Source organism: Bradyrhizobium sp. B120 (assembly GCF_049075665.1).
Classification (GTDB): Bacteria; Pseudomonadota; Alphaproteobacteria; order Rhizobiales; family Xanthobacteraceae; genus Bradyrhizobium.
Window position 1 is genome coordinate 8,203,629 of sequence record NZ_CP185242.1, and the last position, 16,471, is coordinate 8,220,099.

At 60.7% G+C, this 16,471-nt stretch carries 9 protein-coding genes and 1 pseudogene; 6 read left to right on the forward strand and 4 right to left on the reverse strand.

All coding sequences use genetic code 11. The features are described 5' to 3' along the window. The first annotated feature begins 779 nt into the window (after window positions 1-779). Together ACOIX3_RS38055 and ACOIX3_RS38060 are read left to right on the forward strand one after the other, a co-directional pair. Window positions 780-1,520, forward strand: a complete 741-nt coding sequence (locus ACOIX3_RS38055; protein WP_420967114.1) for a hypothetical protein — start codon at window positions 780-782, stop codon at window positions 1,518-1,520. After that, on the forward strand, window positions 1,496-2,050 hold the full coding sequence (locus tag ACOIX3_RS38060) for a hypothetical protein (protein WP_420967116.1): 555 nt from the start codon (window positions 1,496-1,498) through the stop codon (window positions 2,048-2,050). Before ACOIX3_RS38055 ends, ACOIX3_RS38060 begins: the two co-directional genes overlap by 25 nt. Window positions 2,051-2,810: 760 nt before the next feature. Here the strand turns inward: ACOIX3_RS38060 and ACOIX3_RS38065 are convergent. From ACOIX3_RS38065 to ACOIX3_RS38080, 4 genes are all read right to left on the reverse strand, one after another. After that, complete coding sequence (locus tag ACOIX3_RS38065) at window positions 2,811-3,731, reverse strand: ArdC family protein (protein ID WP_420967117.1); 921 nt, start codon at window positions 3,729-3,731, stop codon at window positions 2,811-2,813. Window positions 3,732-3,799: 68 nt separating this feature from the next. Further along, window positions 3,800-4,105: a DUF736 domain-containing protein gene (locus tag ACOIX3_RS38070; protein ID WP_420967118.1), complete on the reverse strand. Its 306-nt coding sequence runs from the start codon at window positions 4,103-4,105 to the stop codon at window positions 3,800-3,802. A 785-nt stretch (window positions 4,106-4,890) separates the two neighbouring features. Next, window positions 4,891-6,891 (reverse strand): ParB/RepB/Spo0J family partition protein, encoded by a 2,001-nt coding sequence (locus tag ACOIX3_RS38075; RefSeq protein WP_420967119.1) that lies wholly within the window; start codon window positions 6,889-6,891, stop codon window positions 4,891-4,893. 516 nt (window positions 6,892-7,407) lie between these two features. Further along, window positions 7,408-9,036 (reverse strand): type IV secretory system conjugative DNA transfer family protein, encoded by a 1,629-nt coding sequence (locus ACOIX3_RS38080; protein ID WP_420967120.1) that lies wholly within the window; start codon window positions 9,034-9,036, stop codon window positions 7,408-7,410. A 941-nt stretch (window positions 9,037-9,977) separates the two neighbouring features. Here ACOIX3_RS38080 and ACOIX3_RS38085 point away from each other — a divergent pair. From ACOIX3_RS38085 to ACOIX3_RS38100, 4 genes and pseudogenes are all read left to right on the forward strand, one after another. Then, on the forward strand, window positions 9,978-11,525 hold the full coding sequence (locus ACOIX3_RS38085) for a hypothetical protein (RefSeq protein ID WP_420967121.1): 1,548 nt from the start codon (window positions 9,978-9,980) through the stop codon (window positions 11,523-11,525). 222 nt (window positions 11,526-11,747) lie between these two features. After that, complete coding sequence (mobF, locus tag ACOIX3_RS38090) at window positions 11,748-14,402, forward strand: MobF family relaxase (protein WP_420967123.1); 2,655 nt, start codon at window positions 11,748-11,750, stop codon at window positions 14,400-14,402. Between the two features lie 292 nt (window positions 14,403-14,694). Next, window positions 14,695-15,063, forward strand: coding sequence for a hypothetical protein (locus tag ACOIX3_RS38095; protein ID WP_420967124.1), 369 nt, complete (start codon window positions 14,695-14,697; stop codon window positions 15,061-15,063). A 95-nt stretch (window positions 15,064-15,158) separates the two neighbouring features. After that, a pseudogene (locus ACOIX3_RS38100) lies at window positions 15,159-16,268 on the forward strand (recombinase family protein); the annotation flags it as partial. Window positions 16,269-16,471: the final 203 nt, after the last annotated feature.

Sequence of the window (16,471 nt, forward strand, 5' to 3'; positions counted from 1 at the left end):
TGAGACATCTTGAGCCGAGGCGCGCCGATTTCGCCAACCTACATTTTTTTGGCGGTTTTATTCTGCATGGCGCGCTAGATTTTCTTTGTCTGACAGCGCGTTAATCGGCAGCCGAACCGAAATTCGGTTTTGTCTCGTTCGGAGCGAGTTCTATAGTCGCGCTGCGCCGGAGTAAGATTTTATTCCTATCACCAATCGCTAGATGCACAGGTGTGCCCAAAACTTGACTAGTATTTTAAGAGTAAACTTGCTGGTAATCACTAGCAACTCTAGTTCTGGCTAGTACGGTACTGAACGCCTAGGTCTACTGCATGACCTTGGATCTCAAACGTCTCCGTGCCGACGCTTCAAGATTGCAGACCGAACAATCGAGGTCGCGATCCGGCCGGCAAACGACCGGAACGACGAGGGCGATCAGGGCTGCTCTTCCGGAGATCTACAAGTTGCGCGCTGACGGGGTGCAGTGGTCCGTGATCGCGGCGGCCCTGGCAGCTCAGGGTATCATCCAGGGCAGAGATCGTACCCCCATCACGACCAATCGGTTGACGGCCCTCGTTCGTCAGATCGAACAGCAGAACGAGAAGCGCGCTGCGAAACGAGCCAAGAGAGCAACGGTCTGGGGCTCAGAAAAACTTGCAATGCAAAGTCGGAGTCTATCTGTGTCACCCGATCTTGGGCCAAAAACGCGTGCGGTCGAGAGCCGGCCGCCTCAGAGCGAAGATGAAATCCGCCGTCTGGCTCTTGAGCGCGTTCAACGGATGACAGAGAAAGACTAGCGTATGCCGCGTATTCTGTTCAGCAGCCAGGAAAAGGGCGGAGTCGGCAAGACCACGATCGTCCGCGCCCTGGCCGAAGCGGTGGAAGGCGCTCCTATCATCGAGATCGACGCCAGCCATCGGCTTCTTGAACTTAAGGACCGAGTCAGCTTCTTCCAGATGCGTGCCGACCGCGAGGCGATCGAGCGGACCGGCGGGCGGGCCGCCCGCGCGGAGTTCGACGCCGTCCTCGACGTGTTGTCGCAGGCGACGCTGCCGACCATCGTCGACGTCGGCGCCAACACCTCGGTTTCGTTGTTCACGATGCTGGCCGATGTTGCGCCTGAGCTCGCTGCTGAATTCGCGGTCTGCGTAGTGGTGACCAATGAGCCCGGCGCCATGAGCGAGACGCCGAAGTTGCTTGACCTCTCAAGGTCTTGGACCAAGGCCCGCTTCGTGGTCGAGAACCGCTTGCACGGCAACATCGACCCGAATTGGCTCCAGACCAATGTGGGCGATGCGACCGTCGTCACGCTGGACGCCCAGTTCCTCGAAGAGGGGGCGCAAGATTATCTGCAGTCCGGCGGACTTGCGATCGTAGACCGGCTCAACCCGAGAAAACTGCGTGAGGCGCACGGGATTGGTCCGGCCATCCGAATCCAGCGGGACCTTGCCAAGTTCCGCTTGGAGGCTATGCGGGCGGTGCGGCCGGCCGCCGAATGGCTGGTGGGGAGGCCGCCATGGCGATGCTCACGGAGAACTTGAAGCAGAACTATGCGAAGGCTGAGGCGGCATTGGCGGCATCAATCGGCGCGGCAGAACGCTTCAGCAAGAAGCGGCTGTCGGCCTTGCTGGCGTTGGCCCCACAAGAGAGGTTTGACCATCTCGCCGATCGGTCCCTGACCCCGGCGGACGCTCTCGCATTGACACGCTCGTTGCGGGTCGAGACCAGACCGAGACCGCGCAAGCAGGTCTCGGTGAGCATGAGCCGATCGCTTCGTCGTTTAAGCATGGCAACTCTGATGTCGCCGGCCTCGATTGCAATCCTCGTGATGGCAGCGGTCTATGCGGTCGTCGTATGGTTGCACACGCCGCGTGAGGCGACGGTCACGCAACCGGTCGAGGTCACCGTTCAATATCCGGACGGCAGGCTGGTTAATGGAATGATGAGCCCGGGCAAAATCTGGTGGCTCATCCGCTCGTATGGAGACCACGCGATCATCCGGATCTGGATGCCGATGACCGGTTACCAGGAATTTGACGTGCCGGCGTCGGTCGTTCAGCTCGTCAGATGATCTGCGAACCGAACGCATACGCTCGCGCCGCCGCTATCGCAGGCGTCTGTTTGCGGCGACTTTCTATTGTGTGGCGATCCGGATGTGAAAGCATATTCCCTTACGTGTCGATGCTTCCGAAGGCGCATCTGCCCTTCGTCTATTTTTTCTCGGTGCCCCTCCTCTGGCACCATCGCGCCACTGGGCGCATGGCAGCCTCACAGATCAGCTGCGCCGTCTACTGCGAGGGTCGCATGCCATCGAGCAAGCCGCGCTTAGCGGCCATGCGGCGTGCACCAACGTCGAGATAGAGCCGCGCGGCGCGAATGGCCTCCTCCCGGCTTCGTGGCCTTTCGAGCAGACGTTGAAACCTGGCCCTTCGCCACTCCTCGATACGGCGCAACCGGGACACCATTGATGTCCGCCCTCCGTCGATACGCTGTACGATCTCTCCGGACACGTCACCCACCTCCCGCTCCGGTTGTTAGCTTAGCGCAACTCGAGGTGAGCGTGGAAGAGATTCCCGTTATCCTACGGGATCAATGTCTGGCAAGCGTCGCGGTTTACAGGCAATTCGCGGCTTCTCGCCGGCGTTGTGATCGGTGAGATATCCGACTGTCGTTCGAGCATCTCGGCAAGTTCTCGAACCAGATAGAATAGCGGCCGGTTCGCAAACGGGGATCGAGATCCTCGCGAATGTAGGCAATTGTTCCACGAATAATATCATGCTGCACTCTCGGCCTTGTTTTCGCAACGATACGAAGAAGTCGAGCCTCCTCCCTCAGTCGGGATGGCTCTTCGCGGCGAGCCAGTCGAAGGTCTTCTGCGCCAGAGCAGCCGCCGCGAAGATCGCGCGCTTGTCCGACTTGAGCAGGGAGAGCCAGCTCACAAGGTAGGCCGCATGGTCGGGCCTCGGCTCCAGCGCGATGCCAAGGTCGGCGCAGAGGAACGCCGCGCCGATCTCGGCGACGAGCTCTTCTCGCGCGTAAGCATTGTCACCGAAGCGCTTGCCAATATCCCGGTCGCAGCGATGCTTTGGCGATGTCCAGTGGATCAGTTCGTGAAGGAGGGTCGCGTAGTACCCTTCGGCCGCACTCGACGTTGGCGTATCGATGAACTGCCGATAGGGTGGCATTTCGATGCGGTCCGCGGACGGAACATAGCAGGCGCGATTGCCCTTGTGGACGATCGTAGCGTTGGTAGCAGTAATGAAGGCGTCAGCCCTGTCGATTCTCGATGAGATCGGTTCAATGACCGCCGGCTGCGGCGCAGGCTGATTGGGAAGGCCATCGATCTGCTCCGTGTTGAAGACCGTGTAGGCGCGCAGCAGCGAAATGCGTTCGACGGTCTCTTTGCCGGTGTCAGGATCATCCTCGGCTCGCTCGATCGTCTTGGCATAGACGACGGTCGTGCCATGCTCGCCCTTGCGGACTTGAGCGCCCAATGCTTGGGCCTGTTGATAGGTCATCCACGTCGCTGACGTGTAGCCACGTTCGATCGCTTCGGACCACAGGATGAGGACATTGACGCCTCGATACGGCGTGCCGTCGTGGCGCAACGGTCGGGCTGCGGCAGCGTGCTCTGACGATGTAGTCCAAGGCTTAATCCAACTGCGCTTGCCCTGTTCAAGGTCGCGGATGATCTTGTCGGTAACGCGCTGGTAGAAGTCCGCGCGCGGGTTCGTATTGAGGCTCTTGCTCATTGACCTAGCTCTGCGATGTCGGGATGATGAGGACCGGCGCGGCCGAATTCGGCCGCGCCGGCGGCTGCTCAGTCGGCGCTGCGACGCGACCAGATCAACTGGTGGTTCGCCTCTTCGCCTTCGATGAGATTGGCGAAGATCGGGGCAGCGAAGCTCGGGTCATCAAGGCGGACCGAGAGATATTCGCGTCCGTTCTGCGCGGTCTTCTTCCACGCGGCGCCGAACTCCACCGCGCCTGCGAGGATTCGGAAGTCGGGCGCCTTGTCGCTTTCTTTCTCGGCCGGAATGAATTTGGCCTTGACGTTGAGGGTCAGCGTCTTGACCGCGCCGATGAAGCCAGCGTCGCTCTTGGTGAACGTTCCGATTGTCGCCATGATCGTCTCTCCGTTTGCTGTCGGGCTCGCGTGATTGCGGCCTCGATGGCGGTGCTTGCGCCGGGAGGCGATCGACCTGCACCGGAGGCTGGAGCGCAGCGGAGGACGGCGAACGGGAGGGCTATTTTGGCTTGCGCGAGGAGACGCGTAGCGGCGGGGAAAATAGCCCGACCAGCCGTTGCGGGAAGCGATCGGGGCCAAAGGCCCTTTAACTCTCGGCGATACCGTCCATCGTCGGAGGCCCAACACCTGCGTGCCCGGTCTCGCAAACGGACGGCGAATCGCGACGGATGCGTTCACCCGGCGAAATGTCTGACGCAAGGGATTTGATGCTGACCCCTTTCAAGGCCAACCAGACCGGACGAAAACGACAGAGTCCGCCGCCAGACCGCTCGCTGCGGTGGAGTGGCGCGGCGTGGAAGTGTCGACAGAGTTCGCGAGATCGCGTTCGCCGATGTACCCGACGAGCCAAAGCTTGCACCAATTGCAGTCGATGGCTATTGGCGACGGCCCCAGCAGAGACAGTAGCTGTCGAATATTGCGATGCGCAGGACGGCGTGGCTGGACCGCCGCGATTCCGTGTCGTCAAACACGGAGAGGCAAATGCGCACGAGTCGCCGAATTCGATGCGCCCAGCTTCGCTGTATTGATCACATCGCCAAGACGTGACCCAACGGGGAATGCATCGAGGGTGAGGGATTCATCATCCTGATCGATGCTCGACGAACTTGTATCGAGCGCAAGCCGGAGATCGCAGAGGCGATCTCCAGCTGGACTTGGCCGTGCTATTCTGCGGCGACCAGCGTCTCCGGTGCCTCGTCGGTGGTATTGGTTCGATGAACCAGTGCGTCATCCGCTTGCGGCGCCGATTGCGTCATGAGCCGTGGCAGCCAGCCGGTGCCCCCAAGCAGCTCCTCGGCAGCTTCTGCCATGGCCACCTTCTTCATGCCCGCGATGCGCTCAGCCGCGTCCGGCCCCGCCGCTTCGCGAACGGCGGCAAGGATGTTCTCCTTGGACACCCGCCCCAAGTATGACCGCACGGTGGGTTTCCAGTAGCGGTTCATGTCGAGTTCGAGCACCGACGCGACTGTGTCCGCTGTTGCCCACGCGAGCGGCCTCTGTTCCCAAGGTGCCCTGACCGCAAACACCGTGAGAGCCACGCAGTGTGCGAACAGCGCCATTCGGCTATCGTGGTCGAGTTCAGCGATAAAACACCAGAGGTCGGACGGGGCGTGTGGAAGCTGGCTGGCCCATCGACCGTGGCGATCCGCCAGCGCCCGGGCGGCATCGATGTCATCGATGCCTTCCGCATGGGCAGCGAGCGAAGCGGCAACCGGTCGAATATCAAGACATGAAACCTCCTGCCGATAGAATGTCCGAGCGACGAGCGCGTGAACCGCCGCAAGCAGCGCGACATGCGGCTGTTCGCCGAGCGCGAGCCGAAGGCCGAGGGTCCGATGCGCCGTCAGATCACGCGCCAGCACGTCGGAAAGGGACTTACCGCCGTTCCCCTCGCTCTCCATCCCTTCGTCACCGGTAGATGCCCCTTCAACACGGGCAGCGCTGTCGGTGACGGGGGAGCCATCTGCCTGCTCGGCATTCAACAATTTCTCATCATCGCGGCGAACGAAGCCGCGTTCGATACGGGCGGTTCCATCGTGGTTGAGCACGACGAATGCCCCCGAGCACACCTTGACATCGGCTCCGTAGGCTTCGCGCTTGGCGTCGAGCCGCTCGATCTCCGCCTCAAGCTCGCCAAAGCGCGCATCGATATCATCAGGCAACTCTTCCGCATCATCATATTGCTCCGTGAGCGCGTTGAAGGCCGACTGTGCCGCCTCATAGGCGGCGGCATCTTCGGGCGAGAAATCGACGGGCGACGGATAAAGCCGCCGCAGTCCATGCGCATGGGGGAAGTCGAGATGGACTTCTGCCCATTTCCAGCCCTCCTGCTCGCAGAGCCGGGCGGCGATGCTGTCGAGCTTCTCCTTGGTCAAGCGGTCCAGCAGCGCCACGTCTTCGAGAAAGCCGTCCTGGCTCTCCGAAAAGAGATCGCGAAGGATGCTTCCGCCTGCGGCTTCATACGCCTCCAATCCAACGAAGCGCGCTCGCCGGTCGCGGGCCGGAACCTTTGCTTCCAGCAGAATCCGGCGGATCATGTAGGGCTCGGGATTGGGGGCCAGCCGTTCGAACGCAGCCTCTTGGCGTTCGTGATCCCCAACGATCGAAAACGCGATCAATTGATCCAGCGTCAACCCGCCATCGCGGTAAGTCTGGATCAGGTTGGGCGACACGGCGGCCAGCCGCAGCCGCTGGCGCACGACATGCGCCGTGACACCGAAGCGGGCTGCGATGTCCTCGACGCCACGCCCCTTCTCCTCGGCGAGATACCGGAACACCTCGTATTGGTCGGCCGGGTGCAAATCCGAGCGGGTGACGTTCTCATCCAAGCTGATCTCGGTCGGATCGTTGGCGAGATCGACCGTGCAGCGCATCGGTTCAGACTTCTTGATCTCCTTGCGCTGCACGCGCAACAATTGGGCCAATCGTCGCCCCTCGCCGATGGTCACCAGATAGAACCCCGTCGCGGCGCCGGCGTCATCGACCTCCGGCTCCACGACGAGATTCTGCAGCATCCCCTTGTACGCGATGCTGGCCGCGAGCGCCGCGATGGCCGCCTCGGTATGCAGCACTTTCCGCGCATGCTTCGGGGATTTTTTCAGCTTGTTTAACGGTACGAAAATCTCCGCACTGTTATTCGTCTTCGATTTCGCTTTTGTAGTCATGGTGTCACTCCTTGCACTGCCGAAGGCACGGCTTCGGCGTGCCTTCCGGGGGCGCGTGAGCGCGCGGGAGTGAGGGGGCGAGTTTCGGCGCGCCGGGCTGGGCTGCACAGCTGAGCGGGGCGATCCGTTGTTCGGTGATATTGGTCGCCGTGGGATCGCCGTGCGAGGACGCGGCCCCGACCGGGCGTCAGCCGGAACTCGCGGGGAGCGAGGGGAAGACCCTCGCTTCCCGTGCGATAGAAGCCAGTCAACCGTATAGCCTCTCAAGTTTACGGCTTCGGACTACTACATTGTGGCAGATCGCACTTATCCTGTTGTCCTGGACAGCGAGCGATGTTGTGCCGCCGTTAGGAGACAAGCGCACCTCGGCTTATCTTCCACATGAACCGCTCAAGCTGCTGGCAGGCGACGCGTTAAATCGACGACGCCATCGATCGCCGCTATAGTCGGGTGCGAAGACCCGACCAATTTCGCGATCTTGCGCGCGAAGGTTTAGCTAAGCTTCTGCGCACCCGCCTAGATTCGCGCGACCGGCGGTACCTTGACAATCAGCTTCTCAAACCGGACGTCGGTGTGAGCGGCGGTCTTTCTGAGGCGAAAGGGATGGCGCGTGTAGAATGGGCTGTTGGGGAACACAATCAGCTCCCTGCTGTGAAGCGTCGTCAATTCCTCCTTCGTCATCAGGCGCGTCTCTTGCGAGGCGGTCGACGTTGACGCGGTTCCCCTACCCGATCCTGTGGACTGCGTCTCGACGAGGGCGGAGAAGCTGCCGAGTGCACGCGACCACCGGTCGCTCTCATCGGGGTCCGTCGCAGGGACGTCAAACAGCGTGACGATGTCAGCGGTGCTTAATAACGTGCGCGCCCCCGATTCTCCATAGGTCGTCACCATTTGCGCGCGGTCTTGCCAGATGGTCCAGAGGCTGGCGCCATGGCCGGGAAGCTCGCCGGTTGCTTTCAGGATGGCATCGAAATGCCCGAGCGTGTTCGCCTCGTCGATGAAGATGACCATACGTTCCGCAGGATGGTATTCGCGCACGGTGTCGAAGACATCGCCCAACAACCAGCGTAGAAATGGCGCTAGGGTCAGATTGTCGCGGGACGGCACCGCCACGAAGAGGTCGACATCGCCTCGGGTGAGGTCTCGCAAGTCGAACGAGCTGGTGCTGACCATCCTGGCGGGGCGTTCGTCGTTCAGCCATGCAAACGCCTGCGCGGCCGTCGATGCGATCGTGTCCCGCGCTTTAGGATCGCTTTCCAGGATCTTCAACGCGGCCCGGGCTGCTGGCTCCGTGTCATGGAGCGCCAGGCCCTTGATCAGGTCTTCCTCGTTATTGAGTAGCCGCCAGACTTCCGGGATATCGCGTTTGGAGGAATGTAGCGCGACGAGCATGGCGCCGACGATCAGATCGACCGCGCGATTGTTGAAATAGGTGGCGACCCCGTCGCCGTTGCCGATCGGCTCGGGCAACAGCATTCGGGCAGTGTGCTGCAGGTAGAGAATGTCATTGGCTGCGACATGTTCGAGAGGGTTCCAGCTATCGGTACCGTCGACCAACCCCAGAGGGTCCAGGCACCGGACAGTTCGACCCAGTTGGCGCCGCCGACCGGCAACGGCACGGTAGGCATCTCCCTTGGGATCAATCACCACGGCCGGCCCAAGCCAGGCTCTCAGTTCGGGATAGGCCAGGTTCGGGATCAACAGGCCGGACGTTTTGCCCTTTCTCGGGGGCGCAATGGTCAGGAGATTTCCCTCGATCGAGACGCGAACGGCGCGGCCGGTAGTCTTATCGACGCCTAGTTCCAATCCAGTTTTCATTTGGCCGATTTCGGCTTGCGTCGCCCATCGCGCCGCGCCATGGATGCCGCTAGGGTCGCGCTTGAGCTCAAACCTCTTGATCCGGAACAACAGCACCGTGATGACGAGGAACGCGGCGAGCACAATGCCGAGCTCGATTTGTCCGCCACCGGCGAATTCTGGCGACTGTCCCCGCGACATCAACCAGTAGGGGCGAAGCAGATCCGGCAGCTTGAACGACTCGACATAACCGATCCAGCGACCGGGATCGATGGCGTCCGTCGGCCATGCCGTGGGATTTGCGCCGTGCTGTTCCGTCACGGCTAGGGGATAGCCAAGCAGGATCATGCTGAGCCCGACGACGACGAACAGGGATACGTTCCATATAACGCGACGCATTGCGAACCTATGAATTTTCGCAGATGCCTACGTCGCCGCGGCGGTGAAGGCTTTGCTGCTCAGTTTCGGCAATCGTCACGGTCGGCCGCTCGATTGTCCCGAGAGATCTCTTAGTCCAGCCAAGCCGTCAAAAGCACTCGTAGAATTTGCAATGCAAATTTTACTAGGAACGAATGTCGTGGCCGCGCTCCGATCGGTAGAAGGGCGCGCTATTGCCCCCCGACTCGATGTCGGCGTCGATCTGGCGGACAAATCCGGCGCGTCGGTCTCGGTGACGTGATTGGGTTGGTCGTGGAAAGTCTCCTCCTCGGTTGCGAGTCCGATCTTCGGCGATACATGTGGACGAGGCGCAGTAGCGCTGCCCTCAAAACAGCCGACTCCCCGAAGGACCGAGCTATGTTGCGTAAGCGTACGGAAACGAATGGCGTCAACGGCGCCGCACGCCTCGACACAAACGGCTTATTGAGCGGTCGTGCTATCGAACTGAAGTGCTTCTCGAACGGAATTTGCCCGGGCCAATTCACAGGCTTCGTGCCCGCAACGAGGAAGAGGCAGGCTTTGACTTGACGATCGAAGGTTACCGAACAACGGCCAATCGAACTTCAAAAAATGAGATGCGGCGGCGCTTCCGAGCCAAATTTGGGCAGATCGAGCCAAGGCCCGATCTAACGCGTTTGGTGGCACTTGTAAGATCCTAGACTAGGATTGACAAAGCGATCTCGTTCTTCGCCAGCGGGTATTGGCCAACGCCATATGGGCGATGATTACAATTTGAGCTATCGATTTTACGTGATCTGAGGTTGCTGCGCACAGAGTTGCGGCCTAACCGACGAGGCGGAAACGTCCACACCTCGGCACCATATTAGCTATTAACTGAGCACAAGATCATCATGCCATTTTCCGAACTCCGTAGGCGTGCCGTCGCAACTGAAGATGCTGATGTCAACAGTGACGATCTGAGGGTTATCCCACCGGAGTTCATGCTGCCGAGCGCGCCAGGCCCTGGAGACAGGGAGTATATCCATTCGGTATTTTATGATACGCGGCGCTTCGAGACATTTCCGGATCCGCTGCTACAGCAGGTGCGCGACGAATTCCCGGAGCAGCCACTGTGGCAGCCAGAACCAGTGCACGCCGCCAGTCTGCACGGTCGGATGGCCGCATATGGCCCGTCGCACATCGAGAAATTTCTCCAGTTCGGCTACGTCGCCGAGCTTGAGCCGCCGGTCTACCGAAGCGGCAGATTCCCGAAACGATCGCCAAGAAGCCAAATGGCTTGGAACGCCTTCAGGGTCAACGCTTCCTTTGCCGAAGCAATCGCTGATGCCATTCGTGAATGCCGGGATCACTACAAGCTTGATTGGGTATTCCACCATCCGCATATAACCGCGTTGGCACCCATTGTCGGCAGGGTCGACGACAGTTTTCGAAAGAAGGACCCGGACGAAATTGCGCCCGAACCGGGCACGACCATACTATGCCGACAGGGAACGTTATTGGTCGCGCCGAGGGCTATTCTCAGGACGCGCCGAAATGGCCGACCGCCCGTCATCGCCTATCCTGCGGACCCCGTAACCCTGAACACCGCATCAACGACCGGACGAGCACAGTATAGCAATTGGACCCGCGACGGCAGAAAGGATATCTTGAATCGCGTGCAGCAAGAGATCCACGCATGGTGTGCTGCAGGGTTCAATCCGGAAGCTTTCTTGCTCTGGATATTACAGACGGTCGCCGTCTTGCGTATCCAGGCGACCGATTGCAAAGGCCGGGAGCGGCCCAGCTATGTCCGGGGCGATGTTCACGCAAAGCGTGAAGATGATCAAGCTGAGTTTCGTCTCAAACTAGGTGAGTCAGGCCTCGAGAAGGGTGACGCATGTCCGATTGAAATGAGGCGCGCGCCGGTCACCGCTCAGGCAGATGTCATCTCGATGTTGGCGGGAGGCATCGGCCTCGAAGACGAAGCGATCTGGCGCGACAATGACGTCCTTCGCGACAACCTGGCGCGCCAGGATCTCGGCAGTCTCGCCGGATGGATTGGACGCCTAAAGCGATTCCATCGAGAAACGTTCAGCCCTTGGCACGCGCGATTGATCGAGGAGATTTTGACCGATACTCCAAATATTCTGCAAGAGCTAGAAATGACCAGGGATGACTGGTCGGGTCCCCGTCTTGTTCGCGCTCAGTTTCCCGACGACGTCTGGCAGGGGTTAGTCGATACGGCATTGTATGGCGAGCGTGGTGAGACGGATGTTGAGGTCAGCTACAACTGGAACGGTGACCCGATCCAGCAAGCCACAATTTTGTCGCTTGAAGGGGACGGCAACGATGCGAGGATCGTCATTTCCGGACCATTGCTTGATCTGAGCGCGCCGCGCCGCGCTTGGTGGCGGGAGCAACTCGAGCAATTCCGGCAGTCTGGATCGCTAACTATCTGATTCGGACATGGGCAGTACGGTGGGTTAACGGCCCTGATGAGGCCGTGGTCGATCGGCTCGGGCCGCCTTGAGCAGATGCTCCATCTGGCTTCCAAAGACAACTCGGCCGGCGGCTTGAACAGCCAGATCTTGCATTGCAAGTTTCGCGACTCACAGAATTTGCAATGCACGGCACAACACTTTTAGGCGTGGCTATTGGGGCCTCCTTCGACGGAGGCTCCCATGGTCGCGACAATCGCGGCTGGCACACAGGCGACGTACTACTCGCGGCAGTCCGAATATTATCTCGGCGGTGGAGAGCCGGCCGGTCGTTGGATCTCGGCCACCGGTAACTTCGGCGCAGTTCACGGCGCGCTCGTCGACAACGTTTTGTTCGAGCGACTTCACGCTGGCCTCGACGTCGACGGCAAGCCTTTGCTGTCGAACAGCGGCGATAGAACTGATCACGTCGGCGGGATTGATCTAACACTGTCGGCGCCGAAGGCGGTCTCGGTCGTATTCGCGCTGGCTGATCCCACGACGCGGCGCGCGATCGAGCAGGCTCAGCATGACGCTTGTGAAGCGACGATCGGGTTTCTCGATCGCAACGCTGCATTCTGCCGGCGCGGGAAGAACGGACTCAGGCTGGAACGGGCTTCACTCACTGTGTGCTCGTTCCGGCACGGCGAGGCAAGGCCAGTCACGCACAAAAATGGCCGCATCTTCTCCGATCCAAATTTACATAGTCACGAAGTAATTTTGAACTGCAGCGTTCGCGATGACGGTAGCGTGGGCGCTTTGGACGCCCGCCATTTGTTTGCCTACAAAATGGCGGCCGGAGCCGTCTATCACCTCGCACTTTCTTCAAATTTGAAGAAAATTGGCTTCGAGATCGGGGAGATCGGCAAAAACGGCATCTTCGAGATCGTCGTGCCGCCGAGCTACGGCGACGCGAGCCTTGGCCAGAAGTTTGGGGCCCTGCAGCGCCACTTCTCGGGCCGGCGCAAAGAGGTGGAGCAGGCGATCGCCGCCGAAGGGCTGTCGACCGCGGAGGCACCGGCGTTGGCGGCAGCGATCGCGCTCGGAACGCGTTTGTCGAAGACAGAGGAGCTGACCACCGATCGCTTCGCATTGTGGGCCGAGGAAGCCGCGCCGTTTCTGGACGTCGACCAACTCATCGAGAATCTGCGAACCGACTGGACGTGGAACCACACTGAACAAGAGAAGCTGATCGCCGAGCGTGTGGCGGCCGTGCCGGCGCAGCTGACTGAGCACGAAAGCCTGTTCGAGAAGCGACATCTCTATGCAGCCGTCGCGACGTCGCTGGTTGGCACTGGCGCCGACGCCATTCGCGTCGAACAGGAAGTCGACCGGCTGATCGAGGCGGGCCGCATCGTCGAGCTCGGACGCGATGCCCTGCAGCAGCCAGTTTTTTCTACGCCCGAGCAGATCGCAATCGAGCGCGAACTGGTCACGTTCGCCGAGCATCTCGCTCAGGAGCATCGCGCAGCACCTGATCCGGAGCATGTGCTGCAGCTTTGCCGCGAGCGCGGATTGTCCGCAGAGCAAACGCACGCGGCGCAGATGGCAACGACCTCTGCCGCCATCGCGGTGATCCAGGGTGCCGCCGGGTCGGGGAAGTCGACGACCTTGGCAGCGATCGTGGCCGCATATTCCGACCCAGTGGCTTCCGCCGGGATGCAAGCTACCAATCGGCGGATCATTGGCACATCCCAATCTTGGAAGGTCGCCAAGGAGCTGCAAAAGCTCGGCATCGAGGCGATGGCCACCGACGCCTGGCTTGCCTGCACGAAGGAGCCGTTCCTCGACGCCAACACTGTTCTCGTCGTCGACGAGGCGGGCCTCCTATCGTCCGCTCAAATGTTGGCGATCACGAAGAGGGCCGCAGAAGCACACGCGAAGATTGTGGCCGTGGGCGATTCCGAGCAGCTCCAAGCGATAGGTGCCGGCCCGGGCCTCTCTATCCTCGCCAGCGTCGCCGGAACCACTCGCGTCGACACCATCGTGCGCCAGCGCCAAGCCTGGATGCGTGCCGCCGTGACGGATTTCGCGAAGGGCCGCGCCGCGCAGGGCTTAGCGGCGTTCGAGGAGCGCGGCCTCCTGACGTTGGCGGCCGGCGAGAACGCTACCGTTATGCAAGTGGTGGACGCCTGGGAGAGAGCGCGGTGCGGGTCGCCGGCACCCTCGGTCTTGTTGATCGCCCAAACCAATGCGCAGGTGCGAGCCCTCAACGATGAGGTTCGCGTCCGCTTGAAGCGCGATGTGCGTATCGTCGGCGAAGATATTGAAGTGGCTGCCGTCACGCCGTCCGGGCACGGTCAGACGCTTTCCTTCGCGACCGGCGATCAGATCCGGTTCCTGGTCCGGCACGACCGGCTTGCCGTCATCAACGGAACCACGGCCACCATCACCCGTGTCGACGGTCGCGATACACCGGATCCCACACTCCATGTTGAGATCGCCGGACGAAATGCGCGGTTTCGCGTGTCAGAGCTCGCGGACGAACATGGGCGAGCCCGGCTTGGCCACGCCTACAGCACGACGACCTACGGATCCCAAGGGCTAACGACCGATCAGGCCTTTGTTTGGGCCGGTCCATCAATGACGCGGCATGACGCGTATGTAGCGTTTTCCCGAGCACGGGATCATCTCGAGATTTTCGCCGACCTTCGTGAAATCGACGCGCAAGTTCGCCTGGACTTGCCGTTATCAGAGCGTCGGCAGGCCACGATCGCGCCTGAACGCCGACTGAACTGGTTGGCCGGGCGGCTGTCCCGGCTCCAGATCAAGACCCGCACGCTTGATCCCACGCTCGAGCTTGCCTCGCGGTCCGGTGAACGCGTGCGCGATCGCTCCGCGGAGTACGACCGTGGCTAAGTCGTGCATCCCGAAGCTGCGGTTGCGGCCGCGACTGACTGCGTTGGCAATCTTACCGGCGCCGCTGGCGGCCGACACGGCCCCAATGAAAAGGCAGCGCAAGTGGGCTCCGACAGCTCCCTCGCGGCCGTCCGACCCTGAGTACTGGACCGTGATCAATGAGATTGCGGATCCCACACCAATCGCGCCCGCCGAGATCGACGCCATCGAGCGATGCTTCTCGGCAGTGCTCGCCGCCGTCTTCGACCCCTCCCAGAAATCCACTACCTGACCAACCGAAAGGACCACGACTATGCCCGATAACAATCTCCCGCTTGACACCGATATCGTTCCGCGATTGGAGGTCGAGCACTTTGCCAACTTCGCCGTCGACGCCGCGCTCTGGTTGGTGCGAGAATCGATGGATGCGATCGCCAACAAGACTGATTTCGACCCGGATCCGGAGAACTGCTTCAGGGTACTCGGCCGATTGCCCGCGATCCGTCAGCTGCGCGATCTCACGGAAGACCAGCGCCATGACATGTTCATCGAGGGATTCCGCCATATTCCCAACGGCGCGCAAGAGACGTTCGAGTTACTGCTCACCCACCACAGGGAGCTCTTGTGGGAGGGCCTGCGGAAACGTTGGAACGTGGTTGCCGATGAGGTCCCATTCCGCTGATCTTAACCGCGTAGAGGAGTCGAGCGAAGTAGCACTTCCCTTGATTCCACGGCATGGGTAGATTCTTTTTTCTGTACCGCGTGAGGAAGTAGTCGATGGCCCGCAAGAACCTTCAAGTCGTAGCCCCCCTTGAAAAGGCCGCTGAGTCGCGGCCGCGCAATGTCCTGATCTACGTTCGCGTTTCAACCGAAAAACAGTCAGGCCACCAACTCAGCCTCAACTCGCAGGAGGAGCATTTGATCGCACGTTGCAGACGCGACGGCGACAATATCGCCGGCATCTTCCGCGAAGAGGGTGAAACTGCAACCAACATGAAGCGCCCGGCATTCGAGCAGATGATCGCGCGCGCGACCGATGGCACGCGCACGATCGACGCGATTATGGTGTACTCGTTCTCGCGAGCCTTCCGAAACCAAGTCGAGCAGGAGCTCACCGTTCAAACTCTGCGCAAGCACAAGGTCGAGCTGATCTCGTATGCCGAGCCGCTAGCGAACGATGACACCGGCGACATGTTCAGGAAATTCATCGGTATCGTGAACGAATACCAGTCCAAGGAGACAAGTCGTTCCACAATGAGAACGATGAAAGCCAATGCAAAACTTGGCTACTCCAACGGCGGCATCATTCCCTTTGGCTTCAAATCTGTCGACGCAGAGGTGATCGGCAACAAGCAGAAGAAGAAGCTCGCCATCGAGCCAGTCGAAGCGGAGATCGTGATCCGCGCTTTCGATCTGGCCAAGAACGGCGACGGCAACAGCGGCCCACTGGGCACGAAGAAAATCGCAGAGTGGCTGAACACGCGCGGCTACCGCTCGCGCAATGGCTCGTTGTTCGGGACCGGCACCATTCACGAAATTCTGACGCGCCGCGCCTATACTGGCGTTCGGAACTTCAATGAGTTCGCCCGGAAGGGGGACGGCGAGCGCAAGGCACAGTCTGAGATCGTCGAATACGAAATTCCCGTCATTATCGACCAGGCGACCTTCGAGGCGGTTCAGGCCCTGCTAGTTTCACGCCGCCCGAGGTCTCGTGGACCGCGTCTCGCCTCGGCTCCGTCACTGCTCGGCGGTCTTGTCCGATGCGATTGCGAAAGGCCCTGCTCGTTGACCACTGCCACCGGCACCTCGCGGACCGGCGTCATCTACAAATATTACAAGTGCGTTCAGGCCAACAAGCAGGGACGTCATAAGGAGGGAAATGGAGCGAGCTGCGTCAACCGAAAGATTCCCCGTCCCGTTATCGAGAAGCTGGTCGTTGACGCGCTGACCGATCAATTGTTACGGCCGGACAGGGTGGCCTCGATCCTGCTCGCTCTGAAAGCTCGGCGGGACGAGCGACAGGCTTCGGCCGACCGCCGGATCGTCGACCTTGCCCGCCAGGCCACCGAGGCTGAGGAACGTTTGGGACG

Coding starts and splice junctions, on each gene's coding strand:
- ACOIX3_RS38055 (WP_420967114.1), top strand. CDS start 780: ATGCCGCGTATTCTGTTCAGCAGCCAGGAAAAGGGCGGAGTCGGCAAG.
- ACOIX3_RS38060 (WP_420967116.1), top strand. CDS start 1,496: ATGGCGATGCTCACGGAGAACTTGAAGCAGAACTATGCGAAGGCTGAG.
- ACOIX3_RS38065 (WP_420967117.1), bottom strand. CDS start 3,731: ATGAGCAAGAGCCTCAATACGAACCCGCGCGCGGACTTCTACCAGCGC.
- ACOIX3_RS38070 (WP_420967118.1), bottom strand. CDS start 4,105: ATGGCGACAATCGGAACGTTCACCAAGAGCGACGCTGGCTTCATCGGC.
- ACOIX3_RS38075 (WP_420967119.1), bottom strand. CDS start 6,891: ATGACTACAAAAGCGAAATCGAAGACGAATAACAGTGCGGAGATTTTC.
- ACOIX3_RS38080 (WP_420967120.1), bottom strand. CDS start 9,036: ATGATCCTGCTTGGCTATCCCCTAGCCGTGACGGAACAGCACGGCGCA.
- ACOIX3_RS38085 (WP_420967121.1), top strand. CDS start 9,978: ATGCCATTTTCCGAACTCCGTAGGCGTGCCGTCGCAACTGAAGATGCT.
- mobF (WP_420967123.1), top strand. CDS start 11,748: ATGGTCGCGACAATCGCGGCTGGCACACAGGCGACGTACTACTCGCGG.
- ACOIX3_RS38095 (WP_420967124.1), top strand. CDS start 14,695: ATGCCCGATAACAATCTCCCGCTTGACACCGATATCGTTCCGCGATTG.